Annotated in this window: 10 protein-coding genes; 9 read left to right on the top strand and 1 reads right to left on the bottom strand. The window is 65.7% G+C overall.

The features are described from left to right. Positions 1-129 precede the first annotated feature (129 nt). The 4 genes from HDC35_RS17375 to HDC35_RS17360 are packed head-to-tail and all read left to right on the top strand — an operon-like array spanning position 130 to position 7,683. The gene (locus HDC35_RS17375; RefSeq protein WP_184648717.1) at positions 130-1,449 is read left to right on the top strand and encodes a dicarboxylate/amino acid:cation symporter; all 1,320 of its coding nucleotides are present in this window, start codon (positions 130-132) and stop codon (positions 1,447-1,449) included. A 55-nt stretch (positions 1,450-1,504) separates the two neighbouring features. After that, complete coding sequence (locus tag HDC35_RS17370) at positions 1,505-4,618, top strand: TonB-dependent receptor domain-containing protein (RefSeq protein ID WP_184648651.1); 3,114 nt, start codon at positions 1,505-1,507, stop codon at positions 4,616-4,618. Positions 4,619-4,674: 56 nt separating this feature from the next. Further along, on the top strand, positions 4,675-5,589 hold the full coding sequence (locus HDC35_RS17365) for a DUF4886 domain-containing protein (protein ID WP_260397813.1): 915 nt from the start codon (positions 4,675-4,677) through the stop codon (positions 5,587-5,589). A 45-nt stretch (positions 5,590-5,634) separates the two neighbouring features. Then, on the top strand, positions 5,635-7,683 hold the full coding sequence (locus tag HDC35_RS17360; protein WP_184648649.1) for a transglycosylase domain-containing protein: 2,049 nt from the start codon (positions 5,635-5,637) through the stop codon (positions 7,681-7,683). Between the two features lie 3 nt (positions 7,684-7,686). Here the strand turns inward: HDC35_RS17360 and HDC35_RS17355 are convergent, their stop codons facing one another. After that, positions 7,687-8,793, bottom strand: a complete 1,107-nt coding sequence (locus HDC35_RS17355; RefSeq protein ID WP_184648648.1) for a DNA alkylation repair protein — start codon at positions 8,791-8,793, stop codon at positions 7,687-7,689. A gap of 179 nt (positions 8,794-8,972) precedes the next feature. On the opposite strand from HDC35_RS17355, the gene HDC35_RS17350 reads away from it, so the two are divergent. The 5 genes from HDC35_RS17350 to HDC35_RS17330 are packed head-to-tail and all read left to right on the top strand — an operon-like array spanning position 8,973 to position 16,495. After that, on the top strand, positions 8,973-11,273 hold the full coding sequence (locus HDC35_RS17350; protein WP_184648647.1) for a TonB-dependent receptor: 2,301 nt from the start codon (positions 8,973-8,975) through the stop codon (positions 11,271-11,273). Between the two features lie 3 nt (positions 11,274-11,276). Then, positions 11,277-12,563, top strand: coding sequence for an MFS transporter (locus HDC35_RS17345; RefSeq protein WP_184648646.1), 1,287 nt, complete (start codon positions 11,277-11,279; stop codon positions 12,561-12,563). Then, entirely contained in the window at positions 12,560-14,188 is a 1,629-nt protein-coding gene (locus HDC35_RS17340; protein ID WP_184648645.1) for a carboxylesterase/lipase family protein, read from the top strand. Before HDC35_RS17345 ends, HDC35_RS17340 begins: the two co-directional genes overlap by 4 nt. Continuing rightward, positions 14,185-15,771, top strand: coding sequence for an AMP-binding protein (locus HDC35_RS17335; protein ID WP_184648716.1), 1,587 nt, complete (start codon positions 14,185-14,187; stop codon positions 15,769-15,771). Before HDC35_RS17340 ends, HDC35_RS17335 begins: the two co-directional genes overlap by 4 nt. Beyond that, positions 15,758-16,495, top strand: a complete 738-nt coding sequence (locus HDC35_RS17330) for a TetR/AcrR family transcriptional regulator (protein ID WP_184648644.1) — start codon at positions 15,758-15,760, stop codon at positions 16,493-16,495. The genes HDC35_RS17335 and HDC35_RS17330 overlap by 14 nt, the downstream gene beginning before the upstream one ends. Positions 16,496-16,524 lie beyond the last annotated feature (29 nt).

The raw sequence follows: 16,524 nt of genomic DNA, 5'->3' as shown, positions 1-16,524 counted from the left end.
ATAATATAATCAGTCAGTTAAAAATGGGCTACTGCGGTTTGACCGCCCTTCGTTGACCAGCCTAATTTCCCTTCGAGGCCGAATAACGGCCGCTGATATGGGGAGAGGCCGGTGGCCGCCACGATCGATATGAATGCAATGCCGAAGGCCACGGGGCGACGTCCTTGGTGGTCGCACCTCTATGTGCAGGTGCTCGGCGCCATTCTCGGCGGGGTGCTGCTCGGCCATTTTGTCCCCGAAGCCGGCGTCGCGCTCAAACCGCTGGGCGACGGGTTCATCAAGCTGGTCAAGATGATCATCGCGCCGGTGATTTTCCTGACCGTCGCCACCGGAATCGCTTCGGTCGGCGAAGCCAAGACGCTTGGCCGCCTGACGGTCAAGACCTTTGCCTATTTCCTGTTCTTTTCGACGCTCGCGCTGATCGTCGGGCTGATCGTAGCCAATCTGGTCCAGCCGGGCGCGGGGATGAATATCGATCCTGCGACGCTCGACGCCGGGGCGGTGTCGCAATATCAGGCGAAGGCGCACGAAGCGACGCTCACCGCCTTCCTGCTCGAAATCATCCCGACGACCTTTGTTTCCGCGCTGACCGAGGGGTCGATCCTGCAGGCGCTGTTCGTCGCGATCCTGTTCGGCATCGCGCTGTCGCACACCGGCGCCGCCGGGGCGCAGGTGCTGGGCATGCTCGAAAAGACGTCGGTCGTCTTTTTCCGGATCGTCGCGATGCTGATGCGCTTCGCTCCGATCGGCGCGTTCGGCGCGATGGCCTTCACGATCGGTAAATATGGCGTCGAATCGCTCGCCAATCTGGGGGCGCTGATCGCGACCTTCTATCTGACCTCGCTATTCTTCGTGATTGTCGTGCTCGGCGCAATGGCGCGCGTCGCAGGGTTCTCGATCTTCCGGCTGATCGCCTATCTGAAGGCCGAACTGTTGCTCGTGCTCGGCACATCTTCGTCCGAAGCGGCGCTGCCCAGCCTGATGGAAAAGCTGGAAAAGGCGGGATGCGCCAAGTCGGTGGTCGGCATGGTCGTGCCGACCGGATACAGCTTCAACCTCGACGGCACCAACATCTACATGACGCTGGCGGCGCTGTTCGTCGCGCAGGCGACGGGGGTCGACCTCAGCCTGGGCGATCAGGTCGCGCTGCTGCTCGTCGCGATGGTCAGCTCGAAGGGGGCGGCGGGCGTGACCGGCGCGGGCTTCATCACGCTCGCGGCGACGCTGACGGTGGTGCCGTCGGTGCCCGTCGCGGGGCTCGCGCTCATCCTCGGCATCGACCGGTTCATGAGCGAGTGCCGCGCGCTCACCAATTTCATCGGCAACGCGCTCGCGGCGATCGTCGTCGCCAAGTGGGAAAATGCGCTCGACCGCGACGCGCTGAACCGTGCGCTGAGTGGCGAACCCGCGCCACTGGCAGCGTCACCGGTCGAAACCGACGCAGATTGATCGAAGGCCGGCGCTCCGGCCCCACCGAATAAAGACAGATATGGGGAGTGAGATTATGATTTCGACCAAAGCCCGCTGGGCCCGCCACAGCAGCCGCGCCGCGCTGGTTCTCGCGGGCGTCGGCGCCCTTGCCGCGCCGCTCGCCGCGCAGGAAGCGCCCGCAGACGCCGCTGCCGCGGCGCCGGCCGCAGAAGCGATCGTCGTCACCGGCAGCCGCATCGCGCGCGAAACCTACGACACGCCGGCGCCGGTGATCGGCGTTTCGGCCGAGGACCTCGTCGAATCGGGCGACAGCGAGCTCAGCGAAACGCTCGCCGACCTGCCGCAGCTGTCGTCGGCGACCAATGATTCGACGGTTACCGGCAATACCCAGAATTCGGGGCTCAGCTCGATCGAACTGCGCAACCTCGGTTCGAACCGTACGCTCGTCCTCGTCGACGGCCGCCGCACCGTGTCGAACAGCGGAATTTCGAACCTCGTCAGCCTGTCGACAATCCCCAGCGATTTCATCGAGCGGGTCGAGATCATCACCGGCGGCACCTCGTCGGTCTATGGCTCCGACGCGGTCGCGGGCGTCGTCAACATCATCACCAAGAAGAATGAGCGGGGGCTGACCCTGCGCGCGCGCACCGGCATCACGTCGGAAGGCGACGGGCAGGAACTGACGCTCGGCGCGACCTATGGCACGCGTTTCGCCGATGGCCGCGGCTATTTCCTGATTAGCGGCACCTATGACCGCGACTGGGGCATCCGCGCGATCGATCGCGAATGGGCGGTGCGGCCGGTCTCTTACGACTATGATTTCGAGAATGGCATCAACGAGTTCGAGGGCGTCTATATCAATGCCGACGGCGCGCCGGCGAACGGATCGCGACCGGCGTCCGAATTCCCCCCGCTGGTGATGAGCGACCTCAGCAGCTTCATCCCCGGCGGCGTGTTCTCGGGCGTGAGCTCGCGGCGCGACCGGTTTTACCGCAACGGTGAACTGGTTCCGCTTGGCCCCGATGTCCAGACCGGCGAGCCGATCGACGTCGGCACCACAGACGACGGTAACAGCGGCTATTTTCTTCCCAACCGAGATGGATACAACCAGCGCACCGGCCGCTCGCTGATCCTCGCGCGCAAACGCTATCTTGGCGCGGCCAAGCTCGAGTATGAATTTTCGGACGCGATCGAAGCCTTCGCACAGCTCCAATATTCGCGGATCACTTCGGGCGAGACGCGCGAGTCGGTGGGTATTGGCTGGGATTCGACCTATCCGCTCACCGACCCCGTCACCGGCGTCACGACCGAGATCGAATATGGCAAGATCCCGTGCTTGCGTAACGGCCCTTGCAATCCCTTCGTCCCCGCCGAACTGCGCGGCAACGAAACGCCGTCCTCGGGCGCCGGCATCGCCTGGGATCGCCGCTTCGACGAGGTCGGCGGCCAGATCACCGAAAACAAGCGCGAGACGATCCGCAGCTGGGCGGGCCTGCGCGGCAAGATTTCGGACAGCTGGAACTGGGAAGCGAGCTTCGGCTACGGCCAGTACAAGCAGGACCAGTGGCGCCGGAACGAGATCAACGGCGTCAACCTGTCGCAGGCGCTCAACGCCGAAATGGGACCCAACGGGCCGCAATGCGCCGATGCCGATGCCCGCGCCGCGGGCTGCGTCGCGATCGACCTGTTCGGCGAGGGGGCGATCACCCCCGACATGGCTGCCTGGATCCGCGCCGACCTGCACCAGCAACTGACGATCCGCCAATATACCGGCCAGGCCTTCGTCACGGGCGAGCTGTTCCAGCTTCCCGCCGGCCCCGTCGGCGCCGCCTTCGGCGTCGATTACCGCAAGGACAGCCAGGACCTCTCCGGCGATCTTCTGTCACAGACGGGGGGCACAACGGGCAATGCCGTGCCCAATTTCGGCGGCTCGATCCGCGCGCTCGAGGGTTATGGCGAAGTCAGCGTGCCGCTGCTCCGCGACGCGCCGGGCGCCTATCTGCTCAGCGTCGATGCCTCGGCGCGCGTCGCCGACTATAGCATCGACCGGGTCGGCACCGTGTTCAGCTGGCGCGGCGGCGTCCAATATGCGCCGATCCCCGACATCCGCGTCCGCGCGCAATTCGCCCGCGCCCAGCGCGCGCCCGACATCGCCGAGCTCTATTCGCCGCCGCGCGGCAATTTCGAAGCGGCGAACGACCTGTGCGACGGCGTCACACCTACGACGACCGGACGGATTGCCGCCAGCTGCCGACTCGACCCCGGCATCCAGTCGCTTTTCGCGCAGCAGGCCAGCGACGGCGTGACGCAGCGCTATTCTCAGGCGGGCAACAGCCTTTACAGCCCCAATGGCGGGAACCTCGACCTCAAGGAAGAAACCGCCGACACGCTGACGATCGGGGCCGTGCTCGCGCCGCGCTTCGTGCCGGGCCTCACGATCGCGGTAGATTATTACGACATCAGCATCAAGGATGCGATCGACGCCTATTCGAACCGCGACATCCAGCTCCAATGCTATGACACCGACGTGCCGCAGGCGGACAATCCTTTCTGCGCCGATATTACCCGCAACGCGAACAACGGCCAGATCGTCGAGCTCGTCCAGCGGCAGGTCAATCTGGCGCGTTTCGACACGCAGGGGATCGACGTCGCGTTCAACTATCGCTTCCGCCTCGACGACGCGCTCGGCATTCCCGGCCGCTTCGACCTGCGTTACGACGGCACGCATGTCCTGAAACAGAAGGTCCAGTTTCAGGGCGTCGACGGGACGGTCACCAACGACCTTGCGGGGGATCTTGCCGAAGGCAGCTTCAAATATCGCGCGCGCGCATCGCTCGGCTGGCGCCTCGACAATTTCCGCATCCGCTGGACGACCACCTATTATGGCAAGATCAAGGACAGCAATTCGCTCGCCGACCAATATGCCGCGCTGCTCGAAACCCTCCCGAATGCCGAGGTACCGATCTTCCTCAATATCGGCGACGTGTGGGAGCACGACCTGTTCCTGTCGTTCGACCTCGATACGGGCGGCAAGGAATTCCGCCTCTATGGCGGGGTGAACAATCTGTTCAATTCGACGAGCCCCTTCCTGCCGAGCGGGACCGAGAGCGGGCGCTTGACCAACCAGAACGGCGTCTATGATATTGCCGGACGCCGCTTCTATGTCGGCGCTACGGTGAAATTCTGATGCGAAACGAAAAACAAGGAGCTTCGGGGCTTCGATCGACTGGACCCCTGAAGGCCATGTCGGGCGCGGTGCTGCTGATGCTGGCAGGGTGCGCGCCCGGCCAGGCGGTCGCCAGCACCGCCCCGCATGGTGACGCCGCCGCGGCGCCCGTCGAGGCCAAGGCCGCGCCGAAAACGATCCTGTTCATCGGCAACAGCTTTACGCAGGGCGCGCATTCGGCAGCGCGCAACTGGCGCGCGGGGTCGGTCACCGACCTCAATAACGCCGGCTATGGCGGCGTTCCGGCGCTGTTCAAGCTGTTCACCGAGCAGGCGGGGCTCGACTATCGCGTCAGCCTCGAAACGCAAGGCGGCAAGTCGCTCGGCTTTCACTATGACGAGCGGCGCCAGCGGTTCGACCGCGCGTGGGATTTCGTCGTGCTGCAGGAATATAGCACGCTCGATCGCGAACGGCCCGGCGATCCCGCCAACTATATCCGCGACGTCGGCCGCCTCGCGGCACTGTTCAGGGCGCGCAATCCAGCGGTCGATATCCGACTCGCGGCAACCTGGTCGCGCGCCGACCAAGCTTACAGGCCCAAGGGCCATTGGTATGGCAAGCCGGTGACCGCGATGGCCGAGGACCTGCGCGCCGCCGCCGATCGCGCGCGCTCCGCCACCCCTGCGGTGGCGGGCGTGCTGCCGGTGGGGCAGGCGTGGAACCGCGCCATGACGAGCGGGGTCGCCGACCCCAATCCCTATGACGGCATCGGCTATGGCCAGCTCGACCTTTGGGCCTACGACCATTATCACGCCAGCGTCGCGGGCTATTATCTCTCGGCGCTCGTGACCTTCGGGGCGATCACCGGCATAGACCCGACGACGCTGGGTCCGAAGGAAAAGGGTGCTGACGAACTTGGCCTTTCGGACACGCAGGCGGCGGCGCTTCAGGCGGTTGCGCGCGATACGCTGGCCGAACAGGTCCGGCGATAAGGGATTTGCTTATACTGTGTTGCGGCTTTAATACGGCCGCAGCGCATGACTTGGTTCCGTAAATCCATCAGCCCCGATACCGCGCCCGCACTCGCGCCGATTCCGGGCGATCCGGTCGTCGATACGCCCGCGCCGGCGGTTCCCGAAACGCGCGCGCGCAGATGGATGCGCCGGATTTCGCGCGGCTTCGCGGTCTTTGCGATCCTTTTTATCCTGCTCGTCGGCTGGCTCGCGCTGACTGCGCCCTTGTCGAAATCGCTCGAACCGATCGCGCCGCCGCAGATCACGCTGCTGGCCTCCGACGGGACGCCGATCGCGCGAACCGGGGCCATCGTCGACAAGCCGGTGAAGGCGAAGGACCTGCCGAAACATGTCACCGGCGCCTTTCTCGCGATCGAAGACCGGCGCTTTTATACGCATTGGGGGATCGACCCGCGCAGCATCGGGCGCGCGGTGTGGAGCAATGTGACCGGCGGGCGCACGCAGGGCGGCAGCACGATCACCCAGCAACTCGCGAAATTCACATTTTTGACGCCGAAGCGCACGCTGGGCCGCAAGGCGCGCGAGGCGTTGATCGCCTTTTGGCTCGAGGCCTGGTTGAGCAAGGACGAGATCCTCGAACGCTATCTGTCGAACGCCTATTTCGGCGACAACACCTATGGGCTGCGCGCGGCCTCGCTGCATTATTTCTATCGCCAGCCCGAAAAGCTGACCCCGGCGCAGGCGGCGATGCTCGCGGGACTGGTGCAGGCGCCGTCGCGGCTCGCGCCGACCAAAAATCCCGACCTGGCCGAAAAGCGCATGAAGCTGGTGGTCGATGCGATGGTCGACACCGGCTATATGACAGCGAACGAGGCGAAAGCGATCCGCACGCCGCGCATCGACGTGCGGATGCGCAACACGCTGCCGACCGGCACCTATTTCGCCGACTGGGCGCTGCCCGAAGCGCGCAAGCTGAGCGACGTCGGCTATTCGCGCCAGACGATCACGACGACGCTCGACGCCCGGTTGCAGGGGATCGCGCGGCGCGTGACGGGCCGCGCAGGGCTGGGCAAGGCGCAGGTCGCGCTCGTTGCGATGCGCCCGAACGGCGAGGTCGTCGCGATGATCGGCGGCAAGGATTATGCGGCCTCGCCGTTCAACCGCGCGACGCAGGCCAAGCGCCAGCCGGGTTCGACCTTCAAATTGTTCGTCTATCTGGCCGCGCTCGAGGACGGCTGGAATCCCGGCGACCTGATCAGCAACGAAGCGATCGACACCGGATCTTACCAGCCCAAGAATTCGGGCGGCGCCTATTCGAAACAAATCACCCTCGAGGACGCTTTTGCGTCATCGAGCAATGTCGCGGCGGTGCGGTTGCTGCGCGAAGTCGGCGACGACAAGGTGATCGAGATGGCCCGCGACCTCGGCGTCACCGCGCCGATGGCAAAGGGTGACCCCAGCCTGGCGCTCGGTACGTCGAGCATGACCTTGCTCGAACTCACCGCCGCTTATGCTGCGATTGCGGCGAACAGCTATCCGGTCGAACCGCACGCGTTCAAGGGCGAAGAGCGGGGCTGGTTCGAAAATCTGATTTCGGGCCCCAGCCGCTTCGGGTCGGACGAGCATGAGGATATCGAACGGATGCTGCGCGCCGCGGTCAATCGCGGCACCGGCCGCGCCGCGCGGCTGCCGCAGGCCAATTATGGCAAGACTGGCACCACGCAGGACAATCGCGACGCGCTGTTCGTCGGCTATGCGAACGGCCTTGTCGTCGGTGTCTGGATCGGCAACGACGACAATACGCCGCTGCAGGGCATTTCGGGCGGCGGCTTGCCCGCGCGCATCTGGCGCGATTTCATGATCGAGGCATCGGGGAAGAAAGCGGCGCCTCGCCCGAAACCCGCCGACCCCGCCGGCCCGGTCGAACCGCTCGACATTCCCGACATCGGCAACATCCCGGTGGGCGACGGGACGCGCGTCGGGATCGAAGGGGGCGACGCGGTGATTTCGACCGAGATCAATGGCAGCCGCATCGACCTGCGTCTGCCGATACAGGACCGGAGCACGCCGCCGCCCGCCGCCCCCGAACCGCAGCCGCCACCGGGTAACTAGGCCTCAGCCGGGCAGGATGTCGAACGCGCTTTCGGCCATTGTCTGTCCATTGACGATCAGTTCGACCCGGTGCCGGCCCGGATAGTGACGGCGGGTGCTGAAATCGCGGATCGTCTGCGATATTGCCAGCCTCGTCGTTTCGCCCGCCGGAAGTTCGAAGCTTTTGAGTTTGAATACCTTGGGCGCGGTCCGGCCTTCGGCGCGCGCGTAATGGATGCGATAATCGACGACCAGACGCTGCCCCGCCGGTGCGTCCGAGGCGAGTTCGGCGGCGATCGCAATCCGGTCGCCCAACCGCACCGCCTGCGGTTCGACAGTGAAATCGCGCACGGTCACGGCGGCGCCATGGCCGACGCCGATCAGCGCCAGCGCGCGCGGTTCGCCCTGTTTGATCAGCGTGCGGAGCGCGTGGCGGACGATCCAGGCGGTGCGCGGATCGTCCTGCGGCCAGCCGCCGAGGCGATCGAGCAGCCAGTCGGCGCGGTCCTTCGCGATATCGTTCAAATGGTTCGCGACCGATTTGCGGACATAGAGGCTGGGGTCGGCGCGCAGCGTGTCGAGGATCGGCGCGGCGAGCGTCGGGTCGGCCTTCAGCGCGGGGACGCGCGCGGCCCAGGGAAGCCTTGGCCGCGCGCCTTCGCTGGCGAGCCGCCGGACATGCTCGTCGTCGCTGCCCGTCCATTCGGTCATCGCCGCCAACGCGCGCGGCGTGTCCGCCGCAAGGAACGGGCGGATGGCAAATTCGGCGGTGCCGAAACGGGTGAGGTCGGCGAGCGCGTCCATCGACCGGTCGAAATCGGCAAGGCCGTAACGTGCGACATATTCGGTGACCGCCATCGCCTGAAAGCCATGGGTCAATTGCGGTGCCATCGCGCGGACGACGTCGAGGCCGGTCGCATAATCGCCGGGCAGCGCGCCATGGAGCGCGTCGGCGATATGGCGCACGCGCTCCATGATCGACAGGGCTTCAAGGCCATCCGACGCGGTGGCGAGGAAGGCGCGCCGGTCGAAACGCCGCGAAGCGGCCGCGCCGGCGTCGGCGATCGTTTCGAGCGCTGCCGGACCGAGAATATCCTTGAGCAGGGCGGCGGGCGGCGCGTCGGTCGTCATGCAGCGGGCATAGCAATCGGCGGGCCCGACCGGGAGGACTTTTTCCCACCGGCACGCCGGCCGCATCGCATCCGAATTTTCATTCACACACGCGAGAGTGAATATTGACTCGGCGCATGGCGCGATGCATAGACGCCGTATGCCGACGGTCGAGCGGCGATGAATTGGGAGAGGGCAAGATGAGGGCAAAGCTGTTTGCATCCGCGTGCGCGGGCGCGCTTTTCGCAATCCCGGCAGGAGCCGCCGCGCAGGATGCGGCCGAGGCGTCGCCGCAGGCCGACGCGGGACAAGAGTCGAACGACATCATCGTCACCGCGACCCGCCGCGAGGAACGCATCCAGGATGTGCCGATCAGCATTTCGGCCTTTTCGCAGGAAGAGCTGACCGACAAGGGCATCGTCGGTTATGAAGGCATCGGGCGCGAAACGCCGGGCGTCGTGCTCAACAAGCCGACCGCCAACTTCAACAATTTCACCGCGCGCGGCATCGCGACCAACGGCTATAACGCCAATCTGCAAAGCTCGGTCGCCATCTATATCGACGAGCTTCCGGTTTCGACGATCGGCAACACCACCGTCGTCGACCCCAATTTGTTCGACGTCGAACGCGTCGAGTTCCTCCGCGGGCCGCAGGGGACCTTGTTCGGATCAGGCTCGCTTTCGGGCGCGATGCGCATCCTGCAAAAAAGCCCGGACCTCAACGATTTCGATACCGCGGTTCTTGTCGATCTGGGCCTGACCGGATCGGACAGTTTCCGCCAGCGCTACAACGCGATGGTCAACATCCCGCTGGCCGAGGACAAGCTCGCGCTGCGCGTCGTCGGCTTCTACCGCGACGAGGAAGGCTATCTCGACAATGTCGGGACGGGGGTGAAGAATTCGAACACGCTGATCGATTATGGCGGCCGCGCGACCTTGCTCTGGCGCCCGACCGATCGCCTGTCGATCAAGCTGCTCGGCAGCTATGAATATAGCAATCCGAAGGACAGCTCGCTGACCAACCCGTCGCTCGGCCGCAACAAGCGTATCTCGGACGAGCCCGACCGCTTCACCGGCAAGCAGTTCATCGCCAATGCGACGATCGACTATGAGTTCGATTTCGCGAAGCTCACCAGCTCGTCGACCTATTCGGATTTCGACCAGCGCTTTTACGTCGATCTCGCCGGCACCTTCCCGCCGGGGTCGTTCGCGGGCGCGCCGATCGCCTTCGGGCTCGACGCCGATGCCTATGACAAGGTCTTCGTGCAGGAAACGCGCCTCGCCTCGACGCTGGACGGCCCCTTCCAGTTCGTGATCGGGGGCTTCTACCTCGACCGCCGCCGCGACGTCGACTATCTCTATCGTTCGAACCCCGCCTTCCTCGCGGCACGGAACATCACGGGGCTTCCCGACAAATATTTCCAGAAGCTCTACACCCACTCGCTCAGCAAGGAGCTCGCGGGTTTCGGCGAGCTGACCTATCGCTTTTCGGACAAATTCTGGCTGACCGGCGGCATGCGCTATGGCGAAACCTCGGCGCAGGCGTTTACCGAGGCGGGCGGCTATCTCGCGACGGCCTTCGGCTTCAACTATTATGATTATGCGCTGCTCGGCCTGCCGGTCGATTTCGACACATTCACCCCCTATGCCGCAGCCGAGGGCGTGAAGGCCAGGGGGTCGAAACCGTCGTGGAAAGCGAGCGCGACCTTCAAGCCGAGCGATGCGCTGACGACCTACGCGACCTTCTCGACGGGCTTCCGCGCGCCGATCGTCAACGCGCGCGCCGGCGCGCCGAGCCTGGTCGACGACAACGACATCATCATCCCCTATGGCGCGAGCTCGGACAATCTCAAAAGCTATGAAGTCGGCGCCAAGGCACGCTGGCTCGACGGGCGTGTGTCGATGAACGTCGCCTTCTACCTGATCGACTGGAAGAATATCCAGGCACAGGCGAACCGCCAGTCGGATTCGGTCCAGTTCGCGACCAACATCGGCGCCGCGCGCAGCAAGGGGTTCGAGTTCGAGATCGGGGTGATCCCCGCGACGGGCTGGGCGATTGGTGTCAACGGCGCCTATAACGACGCAAAGATCACCAAGCTGTCGGCCGAGGAGGCTGCGATTTCGGGCGCGGTGCTCGGTCACCGCCTGTCGGCGCCGCGCATCCAGGGCTCGGCCTATATCGCCTACAGCTTCAACCTCGCCAGCGATGTCGAGGCGACGCTCGCCGCCAATGCGCAGCACATCGGTTCGTATAACAGCAGCTTTCCGAACACGCCGGGACGGCCCAATGTGCCGCTCTCGACCTTTGGCAAGACCGACGCCTACAGCAATGTGAATCTCAGCCTCGGACTGAAGAAGGGCGATCTCTCGGCGCAATTCTATGTCGAAAATCTCTTCGACGATCATTCGATCACCTACATCCACCCCGAAGCCTTCCTCGTGAGCCGCTTTGGGACGATGCGTCCGCGGACCTTCGGTGTCCGCCTCGGCTACAGCCTGTAGGTCATGGCGACCGGCGCCACCTCCGTGTCGGGTACGAAGCCGGCCGCGCGGCCGGGCTTCGTGCTGGGGATGCTCTGCTTCGTCTATGTGCTGAACTTCCTCGACCGGCAGTTGCTGTCGATCCTCGCCAAACCGATCCAGGATGCGCTTCAGATCAGCGACGGCCAGCTCGGGCTGATCAGCGGGCTCTATTTCGCGATGTTCTATTGCTTCATCGCGATCCCGGTCGGCTGGTTCGCCGACCGGACGAGCCGCGTCGGCGTGCTGTCGCTCGCCTGCGCAATCTGGAGCGGCGCGACGGTCGCGTGCGGCATGGCGGCGAATTATACCCAGCTCGCCATCGCGCGCATGGTCGTCGGCTTCGGCGAGGCGGGGGGCGTGCCGCCTTCCTACGCGATCATCACCGACACCTATCCGCCGGGCAAGCGCGCTGCGGCGCTCGGCATTTTCAACCTGGGCCCTGCGATCGGCGCGGCGGCGGGGGTGGCGTTCGGCGCGGCGATCGCCGAAAACTTCGGCTGGCGGATTCCCTTCATTGCCGTCGGCATGATCGGCATCGTTACCGCGCTGCTCGTCTGGCTGACGGTGCGCGAGCCGGCGCGCGGCGCAACCGACATCGCGGGTCCTGCCGTCGTGGAACAGGCGGCATTCTGGCCGACGGTGCGCATGTTCCTGTCGCATCCCGTCTTGATGCTCGCGGCACTCGGCAGCGGGGCGACGCAGTTCGTGACCTATGGCCTCGGCAATTTCGCGGTGCTGTTCCTGATGCGCGAAAAGGGCATGGCACTCGGCGACGTCGCGGTCTGGTATGCGCTGGTGCTGCTGGTCGGCATGGGCGGCGGGATGATCGTGTCGGGCCGCGTGATCGACCGCATGGTGCGCAAATCGCGCACGGGTTATGCGATCGCGCCGGCGGCGTCGCTGGCGGTTGCGATGCCCTTCTATCTTGGCTTTATCTGGGCGCCGGGCTGGCCGCTGGCGCTCGCGCTGCTCACCGTCGTGATGATCTTCAACTATTTCTACCTCTCGGCCTCGGTCGCGCTGGTGCAGGACGAAGTGAAGCCGGGTCAGCGCGTGCTCGCGGGCGCGCTGCTGCTTCTCATCATGAATTTCATCGGCTTGGGGCTGGGGCCGACATGGGTCGGCTTCGCGAGCGACGGGTTCACCGCGCGCGGCGATGCCCATGGCCTCCAGACGGCATTGTATACATTGACGCCCTTTTACCTGATCGCAATCGGGCTGTTCCTGGGGCTCGCTCGGCTGCTGCGCCGGCAGGAGACGAAGGCATGAAAACGCTGCGCACCCTATTGACGGCGACCGGGCTTTTGATGGCGATGCCGGCCGCAGCCGCCAACCCGGTGGTCCAGGCGCCCGCCGGTTCGGTCGAGGGGAAAACGGTCGGCAATCTCGATGTGTTCAAGGGGATTCCCTTTGCGCAGCCGCCCGTCGGGCCGCTGCGCTGGAAAGCGCCGCAGCCGCTTCCCGCCTGGCCCGGCGTACGCAAGGCGCAGAGCTTCGGCGCGGCCTGCATCCAGCCGCGCCCGACCGCGATCGGCATCTACACCAACCCGCCCGCCAAGATGTCGGAAGACTGTCTGACGCTCAATATCTGGGCGCCGGAACGGGCGAAGGACGCGCCGGTGATCGTGTGGATCCACGGCGGCGCCTTGCTCAGCGGCTATAGCCATGAAGCGATGTACGACGGCGCGAAACTCGCCGCACGCGGGGCCGTCGTCGTGTCGATCAACTACCGGCTCGGCGCGCTCGGCTATCTGGCGCATCCCGAACTCAGCGCCGAATCGCCCGACGGCATTTCGGGCAATTACGGGCTGCTCGATCAGGTCGCGGCGCTCGAATGGGTAAAGGCGAATATCGGCGCGTTCGGCGGCGACGCGGGCAATGTCACTATCGCGGGCGAGTCTGCCGGTGCGCTCAGCGTCCTCTATCTGATGACCGCGCCCAAGGCGCGCGGACTATTCCACAAGGCGATCGCACAGAGCGGCTATATGATCTCGACCCCGTCGCTGCGCGAGGCGCGGCATGGCGAGGTCCCCGCCGAGACGATGGGGACGAAGGTCGCCGCCGCGCTCGGCGCCGCCGACCTCGCGGCGCTGCGCGCGATGGATGCGTCCGCGCTCAACGACGGCGCGCTCAAGGCGGGCTATTTCCCCTGGGGCACGATCGACGGCAAAATCCTGCCGCGCCAGATCGCCGACAGCTTCGACCGCGGCGAACAGGCGCCGGTGCCGATGATCGCGGGCTTCAACATCGGCGAAATCCGCTCGCTGCGCGTCCTCGCGCCGCCGCTGCCCGCCGACGCCGCCGCCTATGAAGCGGCCATTCGCGAACGATATGGCGACCTCGCCGACGCGTGGCTGAAACTCTATCCGGCAAAGGACCTTGGCGAGGCGATGCTCGCGGGCGCCCGCGACGCCATGTACGGCTGGACGTCCGAACGGTTGGCGATCCGGCAGACCGCGCTCGGCCAGAACGCCTATCTCTATCTGTTCGATCATGGCTATCCGGCGGCGAGCGAGGCGGGGCTGCACGGCTTTCACGCTGCCGAAATCCCCTATGTGTTCGGGACGATCGGCGACACGCCGCCCTATTGGCCCAAAATCCCCGACAGCGTGGGCGAACGCCGTTTTGCGACTGCCATGGGCGATTATTGGGTCTCGTTCGCGAGGACCGGCAGGCCCGAGGCGGCGGGGCAGGCGCCGTGGCGTGCTTACGGCACGGACGCCGCCTTCATCGCCTTTGCCGATGTGCCGCGCGGCGGCACGCGGCTGATGCCCGGCATGTTCGCGCTGCACGAGGCCGCGACCTGCCGCCGCCGTGCGGTGGGCAACCAGCCATGGAACTGGAATAGCGGCATCCTGTCTCCGGTGCTGGAAAAGAGCGCACATTGTCCATGATCGACGGCAGCATTCAGGATTTCCCGCTCACGCTGAACAAATTTCTCGACCACGCCGCGCGTTGGCACGGCGATAGCGAGGTCGTGACCGCGCGCGAGGACGGCGGCGTCGCGCGGATCGATTATGCGGGCCTTCGCGCGCGCAGCCTTGCGATCTCGTCGTTGCTCGCGCGCTTCGGCATTGCGCGGGGCGACCGCGTCGCGACGCTGGCGTGGAACAGCCAGGCACATGTCGAAAGCTGGTACGCCGTCATGGGCATCGGCGCGGTGTGCCACACGCTCAACCCGCGGCTGACCGGCGCGCAGCTCGCATCGATGGCGGTCCAGTCGAGCGCGCGCATTTTGATAGCGAGCGCCGACCTCTTGCCGCTCGCGCGCCTGATCGTCGAGCGCGCGCCCGCGATCGAACGGGTGCTGCTGATCGACGGCGCGGCGGGCGAATGGCCGGCGGTCGCGCCGCCGCTTCAGTTGCTCGAGCCGCTGATCGCCGACGCCCCGGGCGGGGCGATCTGGGGCAATTTTGCCGAAACTGCGCCCGCGGGGCTGTGCTTCACATCGGGGACGACCGGGGCGCCCAAGGGGGTGACCTATACCCATCGCGGCAGTTTCCTGCACACGCTCCGGGCGTTGCAGGCCGACGTCATGGCGTTCACCCACCGCGACGCGGTGCTCGCGGTCGTGCCGATGTTCCACGCCAACGCCTGGGGTTTGCCGTTCGCGCTCCCTGCGGTGGGTGGCAAACTCGTGCTGCCCGGGCGCCATGCCGACGGGGCCAGCCTTGCGCGGTTGATCGCCGCCGAAGGCGTGACGGTGGGGGTCGGCGTGCCGACGGTTTGGCTGGGCGTTGCCGAACATGTCGAGCGGACCGGCGAGGCGTTGCCGTCGCTCGAACGCATCCTTGTCGGGGGCGCGCCGATGGCGCCCGCGTTGATGGACCGGATCGAACGGGTGCTCGGAGTCGCGGTGCAAACAAGCTGGGGCATGACAGAATTGTCGCCGCTCGGTACCATCGCGCCGCCCGGCGATCCGCATCGGTCGGCGGCGGTGTCGGGGCGCCCCGCGATCGGCGTCGACCTGCAACTCACCGACGCCGGGGGCACGCCGCTCGCCGAACAGCGGGGCGGCGAGGGCCATCTGCACGTTCGCGGATCGGCGGTCGTCGACCGCTATTTCGGGCAGGACGAGCGCGCGACCGATCCCGACGGCTGGTTCGCGACCGGCGACCTCGCGCGGATCGATGCAAGGGGCAATCTCGTCATCACCGGCCGCGCGAAGGATTTGATCAAATCGGGCGGCGAATGGATCAATCCGGCCGAGATCGAAGCCGTGGTCGGCGCGCTGCCCGCGGTCTCGCTCGCCGCGGTGATCGGCCGCGAGGACGCCAAATGGGGCGAACGCCCGGTCCTGCTCGTCGAACTGCGCGCGGGTCAGGATATCGACGATGCCGACCTGCTCGCGCCGCTCAAGGGGCGCGTCGCGCCCTGGTGGATTCCGGATGCGGTGGTGCGGCTGGGCGCCATGCCGCTGGCGCCGACCGGAAAAATCGATAAGATTCGCCTGCGGAACGAATATGGCGCGGGTTGAATCGGGGCTGGGCGCCGAGGAACGGGGATTGAAGGTCGATATCGTGACAAACCAGGTGAAAACGCGTCGGCGCTCGACCAAGGCCGAGCAGCGCGCCGAAACCATGGAGCAAATCCTCGACGAAGCCGAGCTGCTCTTCTCGCGGCACGGGCTGCACGGCGTGACGCTCAAGGACGTCGCGAAACGCGTCGGCGTCCACCACACGCTGCTCAACTATTATTTCGAGGACAAGAAAAAGCTGTTCGACGCGGTGTTCGCGCGCCGCGCGATGGTGACCAGCACGAAACGGATGCAGGTGCTCGACGAATATGACCGCGCCAGCGGGGGCAAGCCCACGATCGAGGGCGCGCTTCGCGCGTTCCTCGACACCGACCTCGATCTCTACATCCATGGCGGAGATGGTTGGAAAAATTACGGCGCCCTCAGCGCCCAGGTCGCCAACACCCCCGAATGGGGCGCCGAACTGATGGACAGTCATTTCGATCCCGTCGTGCTGCGCCTGATCGACCTGCTCAAGCGCGCGATGCCCGATTGCGCGGAGGAGGACATCTTCTGGGGCTATCATTTCGTCACCGGCGCGCTGATGGTAACACTCGCACGCACGGGACGCATCGACAAGCTATCGGGCGGCCTGTGCAAGTCGGAGGATTTCGAGGCCATCAAGGCGCGCATGGCGTCCTTCATGGCCGCGGGCTTCATGCAAATCTGCAACAGAAAGGCTTAGGCGGAAGAGCGCGAGCCTTCTTTCGCCTT

Source organism: Sphingopyxis sp. JAI128, from assembly GCF_014207235.1.
Taxonomy (GTDB): domain Bacteria; phylum Pseudomonadota; class Alphaproteobacteria; order Sphingomonadales; family Sphingomonadaceae; genus Sphingopyxis.
The sequence above is the reverse complement of the archived record's forward strand: the minus strand, read 5'-3'. Positions and strand labels throughout refer to the sequence as shown.